Origin of the sequence: Pseudomonas sp. PAGU 2196, from assembly GCF_022179005.1 — a bacterium.
In the GTDB taxonomy this organism is placed as follows: domain Bacteria; phylum Pseudomonadota; class Gammaproteobacteria; order Pseudomonadales; family Pseudomonadaceae; genus Aquipseudomonas; species Aquipseudomonas kermanshahensis.
Genome location: NZ_BNTL01000011.1, coordinates 424,224 through 442,958 on the forward strand (window position 1 = coordinate 424,224; position 18,735 = coordinate 442,958).

Consider the following 18,735-nt stretch of genomic DNA (forward strand, 5'->3'; position numbering starts at 1 on the left):
CCTATGAATTATCCATCTCCAGTGATGATCGACGCGCTGTTTGCGGCTCAGAAGGCTTTTTTCGCCACACGGGCCACGGCTGATATCGGCGTGCGCAAGCAAGCGCTCGAAAAGCTGCGCGGCGCTGTAATCAACAACACAGAAGCGCTCTATACGGCACTTGCTGAAGACTTGGGGAAGACCCGGGAGGTCGTTGACCTGGCGGAAATCGGAGAGGTGTTGCACGAAATCGATTTTGCGCTGGCTAACCTCGATGCCTGGGCCGTCCCCGAGCGGGTACCTACGCCAGACATCATCGCGCCCTCCGAGTGCTACATCGTTCAGGAACCCTATGGTGTCACTTACATCATAGGCCCGTTCAACTACCCGGTTAACCTGACGCTGACCCCGCTGATCGGCGCGATCGTGGGTGGCAACACCTGCATGATTAAACCGTCCGAAACCACACCCGCCACCTCGATTGTCATCGAAAAAATCATTTCAGAGGCGTTTGCACCTGAGTACGTCACGGTGGTGCAGGGTGGCCGCGTCGAAAACAGCCACCTGCTGAGCCTGCCCTTCGACTTCATCTTCTTCACCGGCAGCCCCACTGTCGGCAAGGTCGTCATGAAGGCGGCGGCGGAGCACCTTACGCCGGTTGTCCTTGAACTCGGTGGCAAGTGCCCGTTGATTGTTCTGCCTGATGCCGATCTCGACCAAACTGTGGATCAGTTGATGTTCGGCAAATTCATCAACAGCGGCCAAACGTGCATCGCGCCTGATTACCTTTACGTCCACCGAAGCGTCAAAGAAGCACTGTTGCAGCGGTTGGTGGCGCGGGTGAAAAGTGAGCTTCCCCACGTCAATTCCACGGGCAAGATCGTGACGGCTCGCCAAGTGGAGCGCTTGGTCGCCTTGGTGGCGGAAACACGCGGCACGGTATTGGTCGGGGCCCAAGCCGAGGTGGACAAGCGCGTGTTTAGCGCGACCGTGGTGGATAGCGTGAAATGGGATGATCCGCTGATGGCCGAAGAACTGTTCGGGCCGATCCTGCCTGTGCTGGAATTCGATGACATCAGCGGGGCTGTCGACCTGATAAACAAACACCATCCCAAGCCCCTGGCGGTCTACGTTTTCAGTAAGGACGTTGTTCAGGCCAAGGGGGTCATCGACCGAATCCAATCGGGAGACGCACAGGTGAACGGGGTCATGCTGCATGCCTTTTCGCCCTATCTACCGTTTGGCGGTATCGGTGCGTCCGGGATGGGGGACTACCACGGGCACTACAGCTACCTGACCTTTACACACAAGAAGTCGGTGCGAATCGTGCCGTAACTTGCAGCGAAGCGCGCTTCGGCGCGCTTTTTCGTGGATCTACTGTTGGCAGCATGAACTGTTAAAGCATGTTCCCGTCCCATCCTTGAACTGCACCACCACCTGCTCGGAGCCGTCCTCTGCTTCGGTTCTGCGGATGCTGTCTTCGAATGCAGTGGGCAGTGCATTCGACCGCTTAGAAATCAAGCGATCAATTAGAACCTCATAGGCTTTCGGTTGTATGAACGGTTTCGCCATCCATGTCTTGCCAGCAACAGTTATAGGGAACTCAAGCTGAGGTGGAATCTCTTGCCCTGGAGCGACAGGTAATGCCAGGTCATATTCGAATGCCACCGCCACAGATCTCATATCTGAGGGGTTGAGAATGGCGTCCGACAAATCATCCCAGCCCAGAAAGTGAAGAACATCAGCAATACAGTTTTGTTGGATGGTCAGATTAATATTTTGATCGTCTGCTGAAGCACTGGTTGCTGACGAGACCGTGAAAGGTCCTTCCGCTCGATAAATGGCAAGGGGAGACGCTGGGTCTATGTGTGTCCCTATTACGTAGCCTTTGGTTGTGGTCAAGCCAATGGCTGCAAGGCTATTGCGGTTAGGTAGGATTTGTCGCTTCCACGCTGATTTTACGGTCTCGCCGATATTCGGCGCACCGGAGCCTTTGGCATCTGCGATACAAACTTCACGGCCATCCGTAAAAATGAAGTCTGGATGAGCGGTTTTCACCCTTCCTGGCACCAAACTTTCCCAATGGGCGACCCATGTGTATCCCCGGTCCATAAGATCCAGATAGGCGAGGGAAGCGCCGATAAGGCCTTTTTGCCCTGTGCCTACGAAGTCTTTGTAAGACGAAAAGCCGGCATTAATGAAGAGGGCATCATGGCCAGCCCTCTTCTCAAGAATAGCCAAGGCTGATACAGCCATAGCCGCGAGCGACAACGGGGGCATTTTGGTCAAGCGTGAGCCGACCATCGAAGTGCGGATCAATGCGTGAGCAAGGGTAAAAGGGGCAGTCAGCAGACTAGGTTGGGCTGACTTTTCTTCTCTCCAGCGGGCTCTTTCCGACGCGTCTAGACCGTTGAAGTGGAATACTTTTTGCCGCTCAGTAACAGTGGTGCCAGTGAACCACATCCTATGATCTCCATCGTATTTTCCGATGGACATTGTACAGATGCCGCTGAGTCAACGCACAATCTCTGGAGTGGATACCGGGAAGTTCTGCTCAAGTATCACTGGAGTAGCCCCCGGTCTTGGCAGGTTCGACCGCCGCAACCCTGGCGGTGAAGGCGTCATGGAATCATATCGAAGTAGGCATGGGACCGTACCAGTACGGTCTATGCTGGAACCGTGAATCACGCATTTTCCTTCTGCAGCCTGCATCTTCGTCCTGGCTGATTACACTGTTCGCATCGCCACACATGGAGTACCCGGGATGGGCTGCATGTTGATCGCTCGTGCTGCTCTGAAGCCAGGCGGCCTATGGCTTGTGCTTATTACTCCAACGCCTTCGGGCGGCAGAGGGTCGCAGCCATGAGCAATCCAGGGCGCGGCTATTCCTTGCAATGGCTGGTGGCGTTGGCCATTGTGCTGGGCATGTCGCTGTTGGGCGCGGGCCTTGCCTGGCAGGGCTATCGCGGAATCCAGCAGACACTGGTCGCCGCCGCCGGTGACACCGCTCGGCAGTTCGGCAAGACCATCGATGAACGCGCCCGGCGCTTGGTCGACCCCGTGCAGAGCAGCATCCGCCTGCTGGCCTTCAACCCGACGGCCAGCACCCTCGCGCAGCGCCTGGAGCGGCTACCGCAGCTGGTCGAAAGCCTCAACGCCAACAAGATGCTGAGCGCCGCTTATATGGGCTACCCCAATGGCGAGTTCTTGCTGGTGCGCAGGCTCAAGGACCCGCAACTGCTCCAGCGTTACGCCGCACCGGCAGGAACCGCGTTTCTGGTGCAGAGCGTCAGCAAGGGCGACGACGGCACGCTGCTGGGGGAGTGGCGGTTCTACGACCCGGCGCTGGCGCTACTCAAGTCCCAGGCCAAGCCGAACTACCGCTATGATCCCCGCGTACGCCCCTGGTTCGTCGAAGCATCCGCGCAATCCACCACTGTCTTTACCCACCCCTACGTGTTCTTCACCACCCGCGAGATCGGCATGACCATGGCTCAGCGCAGCGTCGACGGCGGCTCGGTGGTCGGCATGGACGTCTCGGTCGACGACCTGGCCAGCGAAACCCGCGACATGCGCATGACCGCAGGCACCGAGATCGCCGTGGTAGACGGGACGGGCAGTGTGGTGGCGTACCCGGACCTGGCGCGGGTCATCGTGCATGAAGGGGAGGCCGTGCGCCTGTCCCGTATCACCGAGCTGGGCATCCCGAGCCTGGCACAGCTCTACGCGCACTTGCCCCAGGGCAGCCAGCCTGAAGCATTCCAGGTGGACGGCGAAACCTGGTACGGCATGCTCGAGCAACTGACGACCTTGGCCGGGCAAGACTTGCAGGTGCTGATTGCCGTGCCGGCCCACGAACTGCTGGCCGACGCACGCAAGGTGCTGGTCGAGCAGCTGCTCTGGGCCGCAGTGCTGATGGGCGTGTTGCTGCCGCTCGGTGGCTTGCTGGGCCGGCGAATCGGCCGCCCGCTGCGCCTTCTGGCCGATCAGGTGCGTGGCCTGGCCAGCTTCGATTTCAGCCGTGAGGTGGGGGTTGAGTCGCAGGTGACCGAGGTGCGTGAGTTGAGCCGGGTACTTAGTCGCATGTCCGGGACTATCCGCAACTTCCAGGCGATCACCCTGACGCTCAGCCGTGAAAGCCAGTTGGAACACATGCTCGACGGGGTGCTCACCCCACTGGTGGATGCTGCTGGGGCCAGCGCTGGCGCGGTGTACCTGTTCGATGCTGAGCGCGGCGTGTTGCGCCTGGCCGCCGCCTGCCGAGGCGAGGGCTACCCAGAGGCGTTGCCGATTGGCGAGCACGCCCCTGATAAACTGACGAACGCCGTGACACAGGCCCTGGCACTACAGGGCCGCGGTCACGCGGTGGTGCTCAATGATCGTGGTCATGCGTTGCTCGGCATCCTGGTGCTGCAGCTGGCGAGTGAGCAGGCGCTTGATGGAATGGGCGAACCGTTCCGACGCTTTGTCGAGGAACTGTCCGGCGCTGCTGCCGTGGCAATCGAGACCCGTCAGTTGGTCGAGGACCAGCAGCGCCTGCTCGACGCCATGATCAAGCTGCTGGCCGATGCCATCGATGCCAAGAGTGCCTACACCGGAGGCCACTGCGAACGCGTGCCGCAACTGGCGCAGATGCTGTTGGACAAGGCCGTGGCGGCCGACAGCGGCCCCTACGCCGGTTTCACCATGAGCGAGGCCGAGCGTTATGAGTTTCGGGTAGCGGCCTGGTTGCATGATTGCGGCAAAGTCACCAGCCCCGAATATGTGGTGGACAAGGCTACCAAGCTGGAGACCCTGTACAACCGCATCCATGAGGTGCGCATGCGCTTCGAGGTGCTCTGGCGCGACGCCGAACTGGTGTACTGGCAAGGCGTGGCCAGCGGCGCGGATCGGCAGGTGCTGCAACGTACGCTTGAGCAGAGCAAGGTTGAACTGCAGGAGGCGTTCGCCTTCGTCGCCAAGGCCAATATTGGCGGCGAGTGCATGCAGGACGAAGACGTCGAGCGTTTGCGCCGCATCGGCGAGCGGCGCTGGCAGCGCCATTTTGACAACCGCCTGGGCATCTCCCGCGACGAAGCGGCGCGCTTTGCCGGTGCGCCGCCTGTGCAACTGCCGGTGGACGAACCGCTACTGGCCGACCGCAGCGAACACCGGGTGCCCTGGGGGCCGCGCAAACCACCGGTGGCCAAAGGCGACCCGCGCAATGTCTGGGGGTTCGACATGCGCCTGCCGGCCAATGCCAGCGACCATGGCGAGTTGTACAACCTGTCGATCCGCCGCGGCACGCTGAACGACGAGGAGCGCTTCAAGATCAACGAACACATCGTGCAGACCATCATCATGCTCAGTTCGCTGCCGTTTCCGCGTCAGATGCGGCGTGTGCCCGATATCGCCGGCAATCATCATGAAAAAATGGACGGCAGCGGGTATCCGCGACGGTTGGGCAAGGCAGACCTGGGCATCGCCGAACGGGTGATGGCAATCGCCGATATCTTCGAGGCACTGACGGCGGCGGATCGGCCGTACAAGGCGCCGAAAACCCTGTCCGAATCGGTGAAGATTCTGGTGTTCATGGCGCGGGACAACCATGTGGATGGTGAACTGCTGCGCTTGTTCCTGAGCAGTGGCGTGTATCGGGAATATGGCGAGCGGTTCTTGCGGGCAGAGCAGATGGATGAGGTGGATGTAGGGTATTGGCTAGGGCAAATCTAGGCGAGCTGGCCCGAGATTGCTAACGCGCACTGTAGAGTCCGCCTTGGCGGCGATGCGACCTTTTAGGCCCATTCGCCGGCAGGCGGATACCTACGCTTTGCGCGGATTACTTGATCAGCGGTACGCCACTGAGCTTCTGCAACTCGTCGAAGTCGATGTCGGCGCAGATCTCGACCACTTTCAGCCCGTCGGACGTCACGTCCAGCACGGCCAGGTCGGTGTAGATGCGGCTGACGCACCCAATACCAGTCAGCGGATAAGTGCACTCGGGCACGATCTTGCTTTCGCCGGACTTGGTCAGGTGGTCCATCATCACGAACACCTGGCGGGCGCCGGTGGCCAGGTCCATCGCGCCGCCTACGGCCGGGATCGAGCCTTCGGCGCCGGTGTGCCAGTTGGCCAGGTCACCTTTGGCCGACACTTGGAAGGCGCCCAGTACGGCGATGTCCAGGTGGCCGCCACGCATCATCGAGAACGAGTCGGCGTGGTGGAAGAAGGCACCCCCGGTGAGCAGGGTCACGTGCTGCTTGCCGGCGTTGATCAGGTCATCGTCTTCTTCGCCCGGCGCGGGGCTTGGGCCCATGCCCAGCAGGCCGTTCTCGCTGTGCAGGAACACTTCCTTGTCGCCCAGGTAGTTGGCCACCATGGTCGGTGCGCCGATGCCCAGGTTGACGTAGGAGCCTTCCTGAATGTCTGCGGCCACGCGCTGGGCCATCTCGGTGCGGGAGAGCTTTTTGGTGATGGTCATGGCAGGCCTCAGACAGCGTTGGCGATCGAAGAAGCGGCAGCGCCGGTGACGGCGACCACGCGCTGGACGAAGATACCCGGGGTGATGATGTGTTCCGGGTCCAGTTCACCGAGTTCGACAATCTGGTCGACCTGGGCAATGGCGGTTTTGGCGGCCATGGCCATGATAGGGCCGAAGTTGCGAGCGGCCTTGCGGTAAACCAGGTTGCCCCAACGGTCACCCTTGTGCGCCTTGATCAGCGCGAAGTCAGCGTGCAGCGGCATTTCCAGGACGTACTGGCGGCCGTCGATCTCACGGGTTTCTTTGCCTTCGGCCAGCAGGGTGCCGTAGCCGGTCGGCGAGAAGAACGCACCGATGCCCGAGCCCGCGGCGCGGATACGCTCGGCCAGGTTGCCTTGTGGTACCACTTCGAGTTCGATCTTGCCGGCCCGGAACAGCTCGTCGAAGACATAGGAGTCGGACTGACGCGGGAACGAGCAGACCACCTTGCGCACGCTGCCCGCCTTGAGCAGCGCGGCCAGGCCGACCTCACCGTTGCCGGCGTTGTTGCTGATGATGGTCAGGTCGCGGGTACCGGTGGCGATCAGAGCATCAATCAGCTCAGACGGCATACCGGCAGTGCCGAAGCCACCGACCATGATGGTCGAACCGTCGGTGATGCCTTCCACCGCGCTGGCGATGGACTCAAACGTTTTATTGATCAAAGCGAGCTCCTGGTTTTTCCTGGAGTAGGGATTGTCGACCTGGCCGGCGCGCTTCGAAGCGACTGGGCCAGTCAGCGCCTAGGAAATGTTTGCTGACTGCCGATAGCGTGCCGCAAGATTGGGCACAAGTAGAGAGAGGGGAGCGGATTTTGTGCGATTATCGAACTGTTGTGCGGTGTGCGGGTATTGTTGATGGGCATCTCACCCCAGGGTTTTCTTTGATTCTTGCGGGCGTCATTGCGCAAATTACAGGTCGTTTTCTCTACCCGCGAGATACTCGAACAGCTTGGCCGCCTCAGGCGATAGCTGGGTCTCACCTGCAACCCCTACATACAGCGTTCGGATGGCCCAGTCATCGGTGAGCCTGATGGCTTGGATCTGCGTCCCTAGCAGCTCTTTCCTCACTGATGCCAATGGCAGAACGCCCACGCCAAGGCCGGCCTCGATCATCCTGCAGATCCCATCGAAGCTGCTGACCTGAATGCGAACCTTCAGCATCTTTCCGTTCGCTACTGCTGCGTCAGTCAAGCGCCGGAGCAGGGAACTGCCTTGGTTGAGTGCCACGAAATCGTAGTCTAGCGCGTCCGCCAGCGCTATCTCGCTCGATGCAGTCAGTGGGTGATCAGTGGGCACCAGCAGCACCAGTTGATCACGCCGGTAGACCCTCTTCAACAGCCCCTCAGACGCGACGTTGTCAGCAAAAATCCCGATGTCAGCTCGGCCATTGAAAACAGCGTCCACGATGTCGTCGCTGAGCGCTTCGTCCATCCCAATGCGGACATGCGGGTTATCGGCAAGGTAGCTCGCCAGATCCTGGGGTAGAAATTGCACGACAGCAGACGTGTTGGCGGTCAGTCGAACATGACCGCGCACGCCCATGGCAAAGTCATTTGCATCGCAAGCCATGCGGTTGACGCTCTCGAGTATATGCCGAGCGTGATCAGCGATGCCTCTACCCGCTGCAGTCAATTCCACCCCGCGTGGCAAGCGGACGAACAGTGCGCAGTCGGTAATGCGCTCCAGCTCAGACAGGCGCTTGCTCGCGGTGGAAAGCGTCATGTTTGCGCGATGGGCTGCTTGGGTCAGATTGAGCGTTTCTGCCGCGAAGACCAGGAGGCGTAGGGATACCAAATCCACATGTAGTAGGCTCATCAACGGCTCCTAGCCTTTCGATTTTGGAAAGGGTACTGGATAATTTCGCAATTTTCATCATGCACAATGAGAGGGATCATCCTGCCATAACAACCCACAAGAGCGGATGACGCCATGACCCTCCCATTACAAGGCATCAAGGTCATCGAAATGGGGCAGCTGATTGCTGGCCCGTTTGCTGCCAAGATGCTCGCCGAGTTCGGTGCCGACGTTATCAAGATCGAGCCACCTGTGACCGGCGACCCTCTGCGCAAATGGCGCATGCTCCACAACGGAACGTCCGTATGGTGGGCTTCTCAATCGCGCAACAAGCGCTCTATTACGCTGGATCTGCGTCAGGCCGAAGCCCATGATGTGGTCAAACGGCTGGTTGCAGACGCTGATATCCTCATCGAAAACTTCCGCCCCGGCACGCTTGAAAAGTGGGGCCTAGGGTGGGACGTCCTGCGCGAAATCAACCCACGCCTGGTCATGCTGCGTGTGTCTGGCTACGGGCAGAGCGGCCCGTACCGTGACTTGCCGGGCTTTGGTGTCATTGGGGAGGCCATGGGTGGCTTACGCCATCTTTCCGGTGAGCCAGGGCGTACGCCTGTGCGGGTTGGGGTGTCGATCGGTGACTCTCTGTCTGCGCTTCATGGGGTGATTGGCGTTCTTCTGGCTTTGCGCCATAGAGAGCAGAACAACGGCGAGGGGCAGCAGGTTGATGTCGCGCTGTACGAGTCTGTGTTCAACATGATGGAAAGCCTGATCCCTGAGTACTCGGTATTCGAGTCCATTCGCCAACCGGCTGGCAGCAGCCTGCCTGGGATCGCACCCACAAACGCATACCGTTGCAAGGATGGAAAGTATGCGCTGATCGCGGGTAATGGGGACAGCATCTATCGCCGCCTGATGGAGAAGATTGATCGCCTCGATCTCGCCAATGATCCTGAGCTTGAGCAGAACGATGGCCGCGTCCGACACGTGGCCCGCATCGACGCTGCGATCTCGACCTGGACGGCCGAGCGCTCGCTTGAAGAAGTACTGGATGCGCTGAACGATGCGCGCATTCCTGCCGGCAAGATCTACGACGCCGCCGATATCGCAACCGACCCCCACTACCAGGCTCGTGAGATGTTGCTGGCGAGCACGCTGGACGATGGAACACCGGTCACCCTGCCAGGCATCGTGCCCAAGCTCCTTTCCACGCCAGGGCAATTGCGATCAAGGGCACCGACCCTCGGCGAGCACACCGACCACGTCTTGAATGCGTACGGCATCGATGCGCAAACCCGTGAACAGTGGCGCGCACGCGGCATTATTTGAAGTACGGAGTAACCTGATGAAACGTCTATTTATACAGGAAGTCGCAACCCGTGACGGCTTCCAGAACGAAGCAACCTTCATCGAGACGGCTGACAAGATTTCGATGATCGACACGCTTAGCCAGTGTGGCTTCGCCAAAATTGAAGTGACCTCGTTTACCTCGCCCAAGGCGATTCCGGCGCTGCGTGACGCAGAAGCCGTGATGCATGGCATCAAACGCCAGCCCGGGGTCGAGTATACGGTGCTCGTTCCCAATGTCCGGGGTGCCGAGCGCGCATTGGGTTGCGGAATCGACGAGGCCAATCTGGTCATGTCGGTGAGCGAACCCCACAACAGGTCCAATCTGCGCATGACCCGTGAAGACTCCTTTGCTCAATTGAAGGAAGTAGTCTCGGTTATTGGCCAAGGCCCCGTTGCCGTGAACGTGTCGCTCTCTACGGTATTCGGTTGTCCGATGCAGGGCGATGTGGCGTTTGCAGAGGTAATGAGCTGGGTTGCCCGCTTCGCAGATTTGGGTGTGCGTGGGGTTACGCTGTGTGACACCACAGGCATGGCGTTCCCTTCTCAGGTGCAGGCTTTGTCAGCTGAAGTGCTCAAACGCTTCCCTGAACTGCAGGTGACGCTACATTTCCACAACACCCGCGGCATGGCCCTGGCCAACACGTTGGCCGCACTCGAGGCCGGGATCGATCGCTTCGACGCTTCACTCGGAGGCCTGGGCGGCTGTCCCTACGCCCCAGGCGCGAGTGGCAATGTGTGTACTGAAGACCTCGTTCATATGCTCGACCTGATCGGATACGACACCGGCGTCGACTTGGACAAAATCCTCTTGGCCTCAGCACGCCTACCGGGGTTGATCGGGCACTCAACGCCCAGCCAGATCCTCAAGGCGGGTAAGCGCCTGAACCTGCATCCCATCCCTGATCACGTCCACAACATGACCAAGCAAGTCGTGTCGGCGATACCGGAGGTGGCGAAATGATTGACCACCTGGACCATCTGGTACTTACCACCATTGATGTCGGGGCGTGCAAAGACTTTTATGTCCGCGTCATGGGCATGCGCCTCGAGACCTTCGGGGCAGGGCGCCTGGCGTTCTGTTATGGCAATCAGAAGATCAATGTCCACGTCCGCGGCCAAGAATTTGAGCCAAAGGCCCATCTACCCGTTCCCGGCGCATTGGACTTGTGCTTCATCGCCAGCGTCGATCTTGAACAAGTGATTGCACATCTGCAGGCCCAGGCGTGGCCGATCGTTGAAGGGCCCATTCAGCGCACGGGCGCCACTGGGCCTATCCGTTCAGTCTATGTGCGCGACCCAGATCTCAACCTGATCGAGATTTCCGAGCTGCTGTGAACGCGCTCGCGACCTGACAAAATAACAAGAGGTACTTCATGAATACCGTATTCCTGGACGGCGCCAGCCTGCCGTCTGCCATGCAGCGCCCCACATTTGCTAACAGCTGGACTGTCCGCGAGCGCACTGGCCCTGACGAGGTGGTCGCTGCGCTTGCGGATGCCCAGGTCGCCATTACCAACAAGGTGAAATTGGGGCGGGTGCAGCTTGAACAACTCCCTGGGTTGAAGCTGATCTGCGTCGCAGCAACCGGTTATGATTGCATCGACATCGCAGCGTGCAGGGATTTGGGCGTTACCGTTTGCAATGCACCGGCTTACTCAGCGGTAAGCGTTGCTGAAGCAGTTGTCGCGTCCCTGTTCGCACTCCGCAGGCGCCTCTTCGAATACCGTGAGGCCGCGTCGCGTCAGTGGCCCACCTCCAATCACTTCTGCGTGCACGGTACGCCGATCCTCGACATCCGGGGCGCCACCCTGGGTATTGTGGGGCGCGGTGATATCGGAAGTAGGGTGGCCCGATTGGCTTCAGCGCTCGAGATGAAGGTGATCTTCGCCGAGCATCGCGGCGCGGCCACTATCCGTGAAGGTTATGTCTCATTCGAAGACATGCTGCAGCAGTCGGACGCCATTACGCTGCACTGCCCGCTGACCGCGCAAACCCAGCATCTGATCGGCGCACCGCAGCTTGCTCAGATGAAGCCCGGAGCCCTGTTGATCAACACCGCCCGAGGGCCGCTCATTGACGAGCACGCACTCCTCGAAGCCTTGCAGTCCGGTCACCTCGGGGGCGTTGCGCTTGATGTGCTGGATGGAGAGCCACCGCGCGCTGATCACCCATTACTGAACTGCCATCTGCCAAATCTCATCATCACGCCTCACGTCGGCTGGGCAAGCCAGAGCAGCGTATCCCGCCTCAAGGACATCTTGCTTTCGAACATCCAAGCCTTCGCCGCAGGGAAGCCGATCAACGTGGTCTGCTGACCGCACTAGCACTTACAACTTGAACAGGTAGAGCGCCATGACAAAAACAATCAGCTCTTCATCCGATATTCCTGACGCCCCGGTGATCAAACGCAAGCCGTTTTATCACCATCTCTACGTGCAGGTTTTAGCGGCGATCTTGCTGGGTATCCTGCTGGGGCACATAAGCCCTGGTCTGGGTGAGCAGATGAAGCCGCTAGGCGATACGTTCATCAAGATGATCAAGATGCTGATCGCGCCGATCATCTTCTGCACCGTCGTGAGCGGCATCGCCAGCATGCAGAACCTTAAGAAGATCGGTCGTATTGGCTTCAAGTCTCTCGTGTATTTCGAAGTCTTGACTACCTTGGCACTGATTGTTGGCTTGATAGGTGTAAACCTGTTCAAGCCTGGGGTAGGGATGCACATTGATCCCGCTACGCTGGATGCATCCGCTATTGCTGGCTACACCAAGGCGGCACACGATCAAAGCGTTGTTGGCTTCCTGACACACATCATTCCCACCACCGTGTTTGGCGCCTTCGCTGACGGCGAGATCCTTCAGGTACTGTTTATCTCTGTATTGTTCGCCTTTGGGCTCCAGCTGCTAGGGCCTATCGGCAAACCGCTGTTGGCGACGATTGATCTGGTTGCTCAAGCGTTCTTCCGGATGCTCAAAATCGTCATGTACGTGGCACCGCTGGGCGCTTTCGGTGGCATGGCATTCACGGTGGGCAAGTACGGTATCGGATCGCTCGCGGCCTATGGAAACCTGCTGATCTGCTACTACGTGACCGGCCTTGTGTTCGTGTTCGTGATCCTGAATCTTGCCGCTCGGCTGGCTGGCTTCAGCCTCTGGAAGTTTTTGAAGTACATCAGGGAGGAGCTGTTTCTGGTGCTCGGCACATCGTCCTCTGAGTCCGCGTTGCCGCGACTCATGACCAAGCTTGAGAAGCTTGGCTGCGAGAAGTCCACGGTGGGCCTGGTGGTGCCGTCAGGCTATTGCTTCAACCTAGACGGTAGCTGCATCAACATGACGGTGCTAGCCATCTTTATCGCCCAAGCCCTGGATATCGATGTATCGCTCTATCACCAGATAACGCTGCTGCTCATCCTGCTGCTGACTTCCAAGGGTGCAGCGAGCGTGACCGGGGGCGCGTTTATCACGCTGGCTGCGACGCTTGGCTCCATCGACGTCATTCCCGCTGCCGGCCTGGTGTTGGTGCTGGGCGTCTACCGGTTCATCTCTGAAGGCGGTGCACTGATCAATGTGATTGGTAACGGTGTCGCCGCACTGTTTGTGGCTCGCTGGGAAGGTGTTCTCGATCAAGAACAACTCAAACGCGAGCTGGGCTAGGTTTACGTGCTGGCCTTCCTGATGCCTGCCACGCACAGGTAGCCGGCGGGCTGGCGCGTGACTTTTCAGGTATGAGGCAAGCATGCCTCAGCCGTTCCGGTGAAAGCGCTATATGAGATATTTCGCGTGGAGTACAAATGTACTCCACGCGAGTGCGCTTCCAAAAGGCGAAGCGCTGTGCTCGCTATCGCTCGGCATCACGCTTTAGAATCGCCTCCAGTGGCAAGTCGCTCATAAGCGTAAGAAAGAGGCAATTTATGGATCGCGAAGGCGCCGGCTCTTCAGGAGACTTGGATGCTCCCGCATCACCCCATCAGGAGTCCGCGTTTCCGACGAGCGTTTTGGAGCGCCTGCAGTTGGCGCTCGATGCTGGCGCGATCGTTGGAACGTGGGTGTGGAACATCCTTGACAACCAAGTGACTGCGGATGAGCGATTCTCGCGATCTTTTGGGCTTCCAGCAGATAAATGCATGGCGGGTATCCCGATTGAGGAAGCCTTCGCCTCTATTCACCCTGACGATCGTGAACGTGTCTCTGCCGATATCGAAGAGGCGATGACCCGCGGGGGGGCCTACCGGTGTGAATACCGCGTCAGACAGCATGATGGCAACTACCGTTGGATTGAGGCTAATGGTAGAGCTGAGCTTGACGATGAAGGTCGCGCTGTTCGGTTCCCTGGCGTTCTTATGGACATTGAGTCACGCCGGTCAGCAGAGGCTGAGCGCGACAGGATGTCAGCGTTGCTTCGTACCTTCACTGCTGCCGTTCCGGGTGTTGTCTACGCAAAAGATCTAGCGGGGCGGCTGATCGTTGCCAACGATGGTGTCACCCAACTGGTTGGCAAGCCACCGGAGCTCTACCTGGGCAAAACCGACTTGGAGTTTTTGGAAGACAAAGCCCAAGCACGCCAGATAATGGAAACCGATCGGCACATTATGCAGGGCGGGCAGGCCGTTCAGATCGAAGAGCGTGTCGACATGCCGGATGGCACAGCCACCTACTGGCTTTCGGTCAAAGCGCCACTGTGCGACGAAGCAGGCGAGGTCATGGGGCTGATCGGCTCATCCATCGATGTAACCGCGCGAAGAAACGCCGAGGCGGAGCTGCTTGAGCTCAACCGCACCTTGGAAGCGAGGGTTGAAGAAGCTGTGGCCGAGCGAGAAGCGGCGCAAGCAGCGCTGCGTCAATCGCAAAAAATGGAAGCGGTCGGCCAATTGACCGGAGGCATCGCACACGACTTCAACAATCTGCTGGCGGGCATCACGGGGAGCCTTGATTTGATCAAGCTCCGCTTGAAGCAGGGACGCATAGCCGATGTAGAGCGCTACCTGACGGTGGCCCACGGTGCGGCGCATAGGGCGGCCTCACTCACTCACCGGCTGCTAGCGTTCTCTCGCCGCCAGACACTGATGCCTGTTCATACCAATGTGAACACGCTCATCAGCGATATGGAGGAGCTAATAAGTCGGACAGTAGGGCCAGCCATTCAACTCAAGGTGGAGCTCCGCGCGACATCGAGTACCTGCCTGGTCGACCCGGCCCAAGTGGAGAACGCGCTGCTGAACTTGTGCATCAACGCGCGTGACGCGTTGAAAGGCGGAGGCTCAATCGCCATCAAGACCTACAACGAGGAACTGGTGCAAGGGGCCGAGCTGGATCCGGAATTGGAGCCTGGAACCTACTTCACAATCTGTGTCGCCGACGACGGTCTCGGCATGAGTACCGAAACGCTCACTCGAGTATTTGAGCCGTTCTTCACGACCAAACCCGTAGGGGCGGGCACCGGGCTTGGGCTGTCCATGATTTATGGCTTTGCCAAACAATCGGGCGGGCAGGTCAGGATCGAGTCGGAAGAGGGGCGAGGAACCCGGGTATTCCTTCAATTACCCAGCCTTGCAGCCAGCGTCGAAGCTGCACCTCGCGCAGAGTCCTTGCCTGAATCGCCAATGGCCTTGCCAGGCGAGACGGTACTGGTCGTCGATGATGAGCCCTCCGTCCGCATGTTTGTGAGTGAAGCGCTGGGGAACTGCGGCTACATCGTCATTGAGGCCGCCGACAGTCTAGCGGGCCTTCAATTACTGCGTTCGGATACCCGCATCGATTTGCTGGTGACCGACATTGGCCTCCCAGGAGGCATTGACGGCAGGCAGATGGCCGATGCCGGCCGCTGCACTCGGTCGGGGCTTCCGGTCTTGTTCATGACGGGGTATGCGCAGCCGCACGTTTTGGACAATGCCCAGCTAGAGCCCAGCACGGCTGTGCTGACGAAACCGTTCACGCTTGAAGCGTTGACGTTGAACGTTAATGCTTTGCTCAAGGGTTGCTAAACCAAATCGAGTACGACACGCAAATATCTGAGGCGATCGGCTGCGGTCATGGCGGACTCCTCTGCAGCTCTCAATGAGGGGTGTTTCATCTGGCCCGCCTGAAATCTTGATGAGATCAGGCGGGCTGAAGAGACTATTTCAATTGAGCGACGAGTGCCTTCGCTACGCCTTCAGAGCTTGCTGGGTTCTGCCCTGTGACCAGCTTGCCGTCTTCGATGATGAATGGCGCCCAATCGGGGCCCTTCTGGTAATGCCCGCCCAAGCGCTGGAACTCATCCTCGATCAGGAAAGGCACCACGTCGGTTAACGCCACGGCCGCTTCCTCGCCGTTCGTAAAGCCGGTAACTCGACGGCCTTTGATCAACGGGGCGCCGTCAGCAGCCTTGACATGGCGAAGTGCGCCAGGCGCGTGGCATACGAACCCAATGGGTTTGCCAGCGCGCTCAAAAGACTCAATCAGGCTGATGGAGGTCTTTGACTCCGCGAGGTCCCACAGCGGCCCATGACCCCCCGGGTAAAATACCGTGTCAAAGTCCTTCTCGCTGACGGTATCGAGCTTGACGGTATTCGCCAGTGCGTTTTGCGCAGCTGCGTCGGCATTGAAGCGTTGGGTCATGTCAGTTTGGAAGTCAGCCAGTTCACTTTTCGGATCAAGCGGTGGTTGGCCTCCTGCAGGCGACGCGAGAACGATTTCGGCACCAGCCTCCTTGAAGATGTAGTAGGGGGCGGCGAATTCTTCGAGCCAAAACCCCGTTTTCAACCCGGTGTCACCGAGTTTGTCGTGCGACGTAAGTACCATCAAAACTTTCATTTCTTGTCCCTCTAACTCAGAAGTCCTGCGATGTCGGACGCAGCACGATCTCATTGATATCCACGTCAGCCGGTTGCTCAATGGCGAATGCGATGGCTCGTGCAACGGATTGCGCAGGAATTGCGTTTTTGTAGAAATCAGCCACTGCCTGCGCACTGGCCTCATGCCCGCTACCGAACTTAAGCTCAGAATCCACCGCACCGGGTTCGATTGTGGTCGTGCGGATGCTTCTACCAACCTCATGGCGCAAGCCATCCGAGATCGCGCGAACAGCGTATTTTGTGCCGCTGTAGACAGAACCCCCTGGGCTGAACACCTTGATACCGGCCACGGAAGAGATGTTGATGAAGTGACCTGAGCCTTGCTTCTCGAACAGAGGTAACGCAGCCGCGATACCGTACATGACCCCCTTGATGTTGATGTCGATCATACGATCCCATTCATCGACTCGCAGTTCCGAAATAGGTGCGATTGCCATCAGGCCGGCGTTGTTGATCATCACGTCTACATGGCCAAACGTGTCTACTGCGTGCTGAACGAGGGCAACCAGGTCTTCGCGACGGGTCACGTCTACCACGCGCGCCGTGGCTTTACCGCCACCGGCTTGGATGTCCGCAACGATTGCCTGAAGCCGGTCGTTGCGGCGTGCGGCCAACACGACGGAGGCTCCCAGTTTCGCCAAGTGCCGAGCGCTGGATTCGCCCAGACCACTACTTGCACCCGTGATTACGACCACTTTCCCTTCGATACCATTGCTCATTTCGCTAACCTCGGTGGGTGGAGATGGCACCGATTATGAGTTGCCATTCAATCACATAGAATGGAATATTTAGGATTTGAAAATTCCGATTTGTGGAATAACGTAATGCTGAACCGACTAGAAATGATCAGGGTTTTCCTTACGGTCGTGGACGCTTCGTCCTTCCGTGAGGCCGCGAACCAGTTGGGAGCCTCCCCGCAAAAGGTTACGCGAGCGGTGCAGGAGCTTGAGCGGCTACTGGGCGAGCCCCTGTTTCACCGGAGCACGCGGCAGATGAGGATCACGGATTTCGGAAGGGAGCTGGCCCGGGATGCGAGAGCGTCCGTGGAAAGTTTCGACCAACTGTTTGCGAAGGCAGACCATGGTGAGGAAGACGGGGTCGTCGGGCGCGTTGGGCTGACCGCCCCTCATGCGATCGGCAAGCTCTATCTTGCGCGCTTCCTGGCAGAGTTGCGCCGGCAACATCCACAGTTGAGCATCGATCTTTCGTTGGATGATGAGCTGACAGACTCAGTGCTATCGAAGATCGATATTGGCATTCGGGTGGGTACCGTCCGAGATCGGCGATTTATCGCCAGGACTGTCGCGAGTGTTCCGCTGATTGTCGTTGCCGCGCCCGCGCTCATCACCAGTGCGGGTATGCCCTCGAACCTGGACCAGCTCAAAGACATGCCCTTGTCCTTGCTCCTGGATCGTAGGTCCGGGCGCGGTTGGCCGTGGATTTTTGCTAACGAAGAAAGTTTTACGCCTGAGCAACCCGGCTTCACCTGTGATGATCCGGAAACCGAGTTGGAAATGGTGCTTCAGGGGGCTGTGTTTGCCCAAATGCCCTTGTATCTCGCGGAGCCTCATTTGTCCCAAGGTACCCTTGTGCAGGTGGTACCTGACTATGCTTCGCCGCCGCTCGATTTGGTTCTTTATCGGACGCGACCCGGGCCCGCGCCACGCCGAATACGACTGGTATATGACTTCTTGTTGAAGAAACTCGGCGACAAAGATCTGTTTCCTGGTGGTGCTCCAACGATGGCTTAACAGGGTGTGCACAGGTCAGCACTGGTCATCTTCCGCGCTGACCCAAAAATTATGTGTTGTTCTAGGGGGGAGCGGCGCTGGCGGTGATAATAGGGGCAATGACAAGGGCCATATCATGCTGACCATTTCCAATAACGTGCATCTGCCGGATGCCGAAATCGAACTGACATACATCCGCGCGCAAGGCGCGGGTGGGCAGAATGTCAACAAGGTGTCCAGCGCCGTGCACCTGCGCTTCGACATCCGTGCCTCATCGTTGCCCGAGTTCTGCAAGGAGCGGCTGCTGGCGCTGCGTGACAGCCGCATCACCGGTGACGGCGTGTTGATCATCAAGGGCCAGCAGTATCGCACCCAGGAGCAGAACCGTGCTGACGCACTGGCGCGTCTTGCCGAGTTGATCATCAGTGCCGGCAAGACCGAGAAGAAACGCCGCCCCACCAAGCCGACCCTCGGCTCGAAGACCCGCCGCCTCGAAGGAAAAGCCAGGCGGAGTACGGTCAAGGCGGGTCGGGGTAGGGTGGACTTCTAGTGCG

General features: G+C 58.8%; 16 protein-coding genes and 1 pseudogene. 11 read left to right on the forward strand and 6 right to left on the reverse strand.

The features are described from left to right. Positions 1 to 3 precede the first annotated feature (3 nt). On the forward strand, positions 4 to 1,314 hold the full coding sequence (gene mdlD, locus MFF34_RS12165) for an NAD(P)-dependent benzaldehyde dehydrogenase MdlD (protein ID WP_238214079.1): 1,311 nt from the start codon (positions 4 to 6) through the stop codon (positions 1,312 to 1,314). Between the two features lie 39 nt (positions 1,315 to 1,353). Here the strand turns inward: mdlD and MFF34_RS12170 are convergent, their stop codons facing one another. Beyond that, positions 1,354 to 2,442 (reverse strand): hypothetical protein, encoded by a 1,089-nt coding sequence (locus MFF34_RS12170; protein ID WP_238214082.1) that lies wholly within the window; start codon positions 2,440 to 2,442, stop codon positions 1,354 to 1,356. Between the two features lie 399 nt (positions 2,443 to 2,841). On the opposite strand from MFF34_RS12170, the gene MFF34_RS12175 reads away from it, so the two are divergent. Continuing rightward, entirely contained in the window at positions 2,842 to 5,691 is a 2,850-nt protein-coding gene (locus MFF34_RS12175; RefSeq protein WP_238214084.1) for an HD domain-containing phosphohydrolase, read from the forward strand. Positions 5,692 to 5,797: 106 nt separating this feature from the next. Here the strand turns inward: MFF34_RS12175 and MFF34_RS12180 are convergent, their stop codons facing one another. From MFF34_RS12180 to MFF34_RS12190, 3 genes are all read right to left on the reverse strand, one after another. After that, on the reverse strand, positions 5,798 to 6,439 hold the full coding sequence (locus MFF34_RS12180) for a 3-oxoacid CoA-transferase subunit B (RefSeq protein ID WP_238214086.1): 642 nt from the start codon (positions 6,437 to 6,439) through the stop codon (positions 5,798 to 5,800). A gap of 8 nt (positions 6,440 to 6,447) precedes the next feature. Continuing rightward, a complete protein-coding gene (locus MFF34_RS12185) occupies positions 6,448 to 7,143 on the reverse strand; it encodes a 3-oxoacid CoA-transferase subunit A (protein ID WP_027593311.1) in 696 nt (231 codons plus the stop codon). Between the two features lie 246 nt (positions 7,144 to 7,389). Continuing rightward, positions 7,390 to 8,295 (reverse strand): LysR family transcriptional regulator, encoded by a 906-nt coding sequence (locus MFF34_RS12190; protein WP_374707391.1) that lies wholly within the window; start codon positions 8,293 to 8,295, stop codon positions 7,390 to 7,392. 114 nt (positions 8,296 to 8,409) lie between these two features. On the opposite strand from MFF34_RS12190, the gene MFF34_RS12195 reads away from it, so the two are divergent. The 6 genes from MFF34_RS12195 to MFF34_RS12220 all read left to right on the forward strand — a co-directional run bounded on the left by MFF34_RS12195 (position 8,410) and on the right by MFF34_RS12220 (position 15,599). Continuing rightward, on the forward strand, positions 8,410 to 9,600 hold the full coding sequence (locus tag MFF34_RS12195; protein ID WP_238214090.1) for a CaiB/BaiF CoA-transferase family protein: 1,191 nt from the start codon (positions 8,410 to 8,412) through the stop codon (positions 9,598 to 9,600). A gap of 16 nt (positions 9,601 to 9,616) precedes the next feature. Then, the gene (locus MFF34_RS12200) at positions 9,617 to 10,582 is read left to right on the forward strand and encodes a hydroxymethylglutaryl-CoA lyase (protein WP_238214092.1); all 966 of its coding nucleotides are present in this window, start codon (positions 9,617 to 9,619) and stop codon (positions 10,580 to 10,582) included. Next, positions 10,579 to 10,956: a VOC family protein gene (locus MFF34_RS12205; RefSeq protein WP_238214094.1), complete on the forward strand. Its 378-nt coding sequence runs from the start codon at positions 10,579 to 10,581 to the stop codon at positions 10,954 to 10,956. Before MFF34_RS12200 ends, MFF34_RS12205 begins: the two co-directional genes overlap by 4 nt. A 38-nt stretch (positions 10,957 to 10,994) precedes the next feature. Then, complete coding sequence (locus MFF34_RS12210) at positions 10,995 to 11,936, forward strand: D-2-hydroxyacid dehydrogenase (RefSeq protein WP_238214096.1); 942 nt, start codon at positions 10,995 to 10,997, stop codon at positions 11,934 to 11,936. A gap of 37 nt (positions 11,937 to 11,973) precedes the next feature. Next, positions 11,974 to 13,272 (forward strand): C4-dicarboxylate transporter DctA, encoded by a 1,299-nt coding sequence (dctA, locus tag MFF34_RS12215; RefSeq protein WP_027593305.1) that lies wholly within the window; start codon positions 11,974 to 11,976, stop codon positions 13,270 to 13,272. A gap of 257 nt (positions 13,273 to 13,529) precedes the next feature. Next, positions 13,530 to 15,599, forward strand: coding sequence for a PAS domain-containing sensor histidine kinase (locus MFF34_RS12220; protein ID WP_238214098.1), 2,070 nt, complete (start codon positions 13,530 to 13,532; stop codon positions 15,597 to 15,599). 133 nt (positions 15,600 to 15,732) lie between these two features. Here the strand turns inward: MFF34_RS12220 and MFF34_RS12225 are convergent, their stop codons facing one another. Next, positions 15,733 to 16,410: a type 1 glutamine amidotransferase domain-containing protein gene (locus MFF34_RS12225; RefSeq protein ID WP_238214100.1), complete on the reverse strand. Its 678-nt coding sequence runs from the start codon at positions 16,408 to 16,410 to the stop codon at positions 15,733 to 15,735. 16 nt (positions 16,411 to 16,426) lie between these two features. After that, a complete protein-coding gene (locus MFF34_RS12230; RefSeq protein ID WP_238214102.1) occupies positions 16,427 to 17,170 on the reverse strand; it encodes an SDR family oxidoreductase in 744 nt (247 codons plus the stop codon). A 123-nt stretch (positions 17,171 to 17,293) separates the two neighbouring features. On the opposite strand from MFF34_RS12230, the pseudogene MFF34_RS12235 reads away from it, so the two are divergent. The 3 genes and pseudogenes from MFF34_RS12235 to arfB form a co-directional block, all read left to right on the forward strand. Further along, positions 17,294 to 17,455, forward strand: a pseudogene (locus tag MFF34_RS12235) (LysR family transcriptional regulator); the annotation flags it as partial. Positions 17,456 to 17,494: 39 nt separating this feature from the next. Beyond that, positions 17,495 to 18,202, forward strand: coding sequence for a substrate binding domain-containing protein (locus tag MFF34_RS12240; RefSeq protein WP_238214423.1), 708 nt, complete (start codon positions 17,495 to 17,497; stop codon positions 18,200 to 18,202). 115 nt (positions 18,203 to 18,317) lie between these two features. Beyond that, positions 18,318 to 18,731 (forward strand): alternative ribosome rescue aminoacyl-tRNA hydrolase ArfB, encoded by a 414-nt coding sequence (gene arfB / locus MFF34_RS12245; protein WP_238214110.1) that lies wholly within the window; start codon positions 18,318 to 18,320, stop codon positions 18,729 to 18,731. Positions 18,732 to 18,735: the final 4 nt, after the last annotated feature.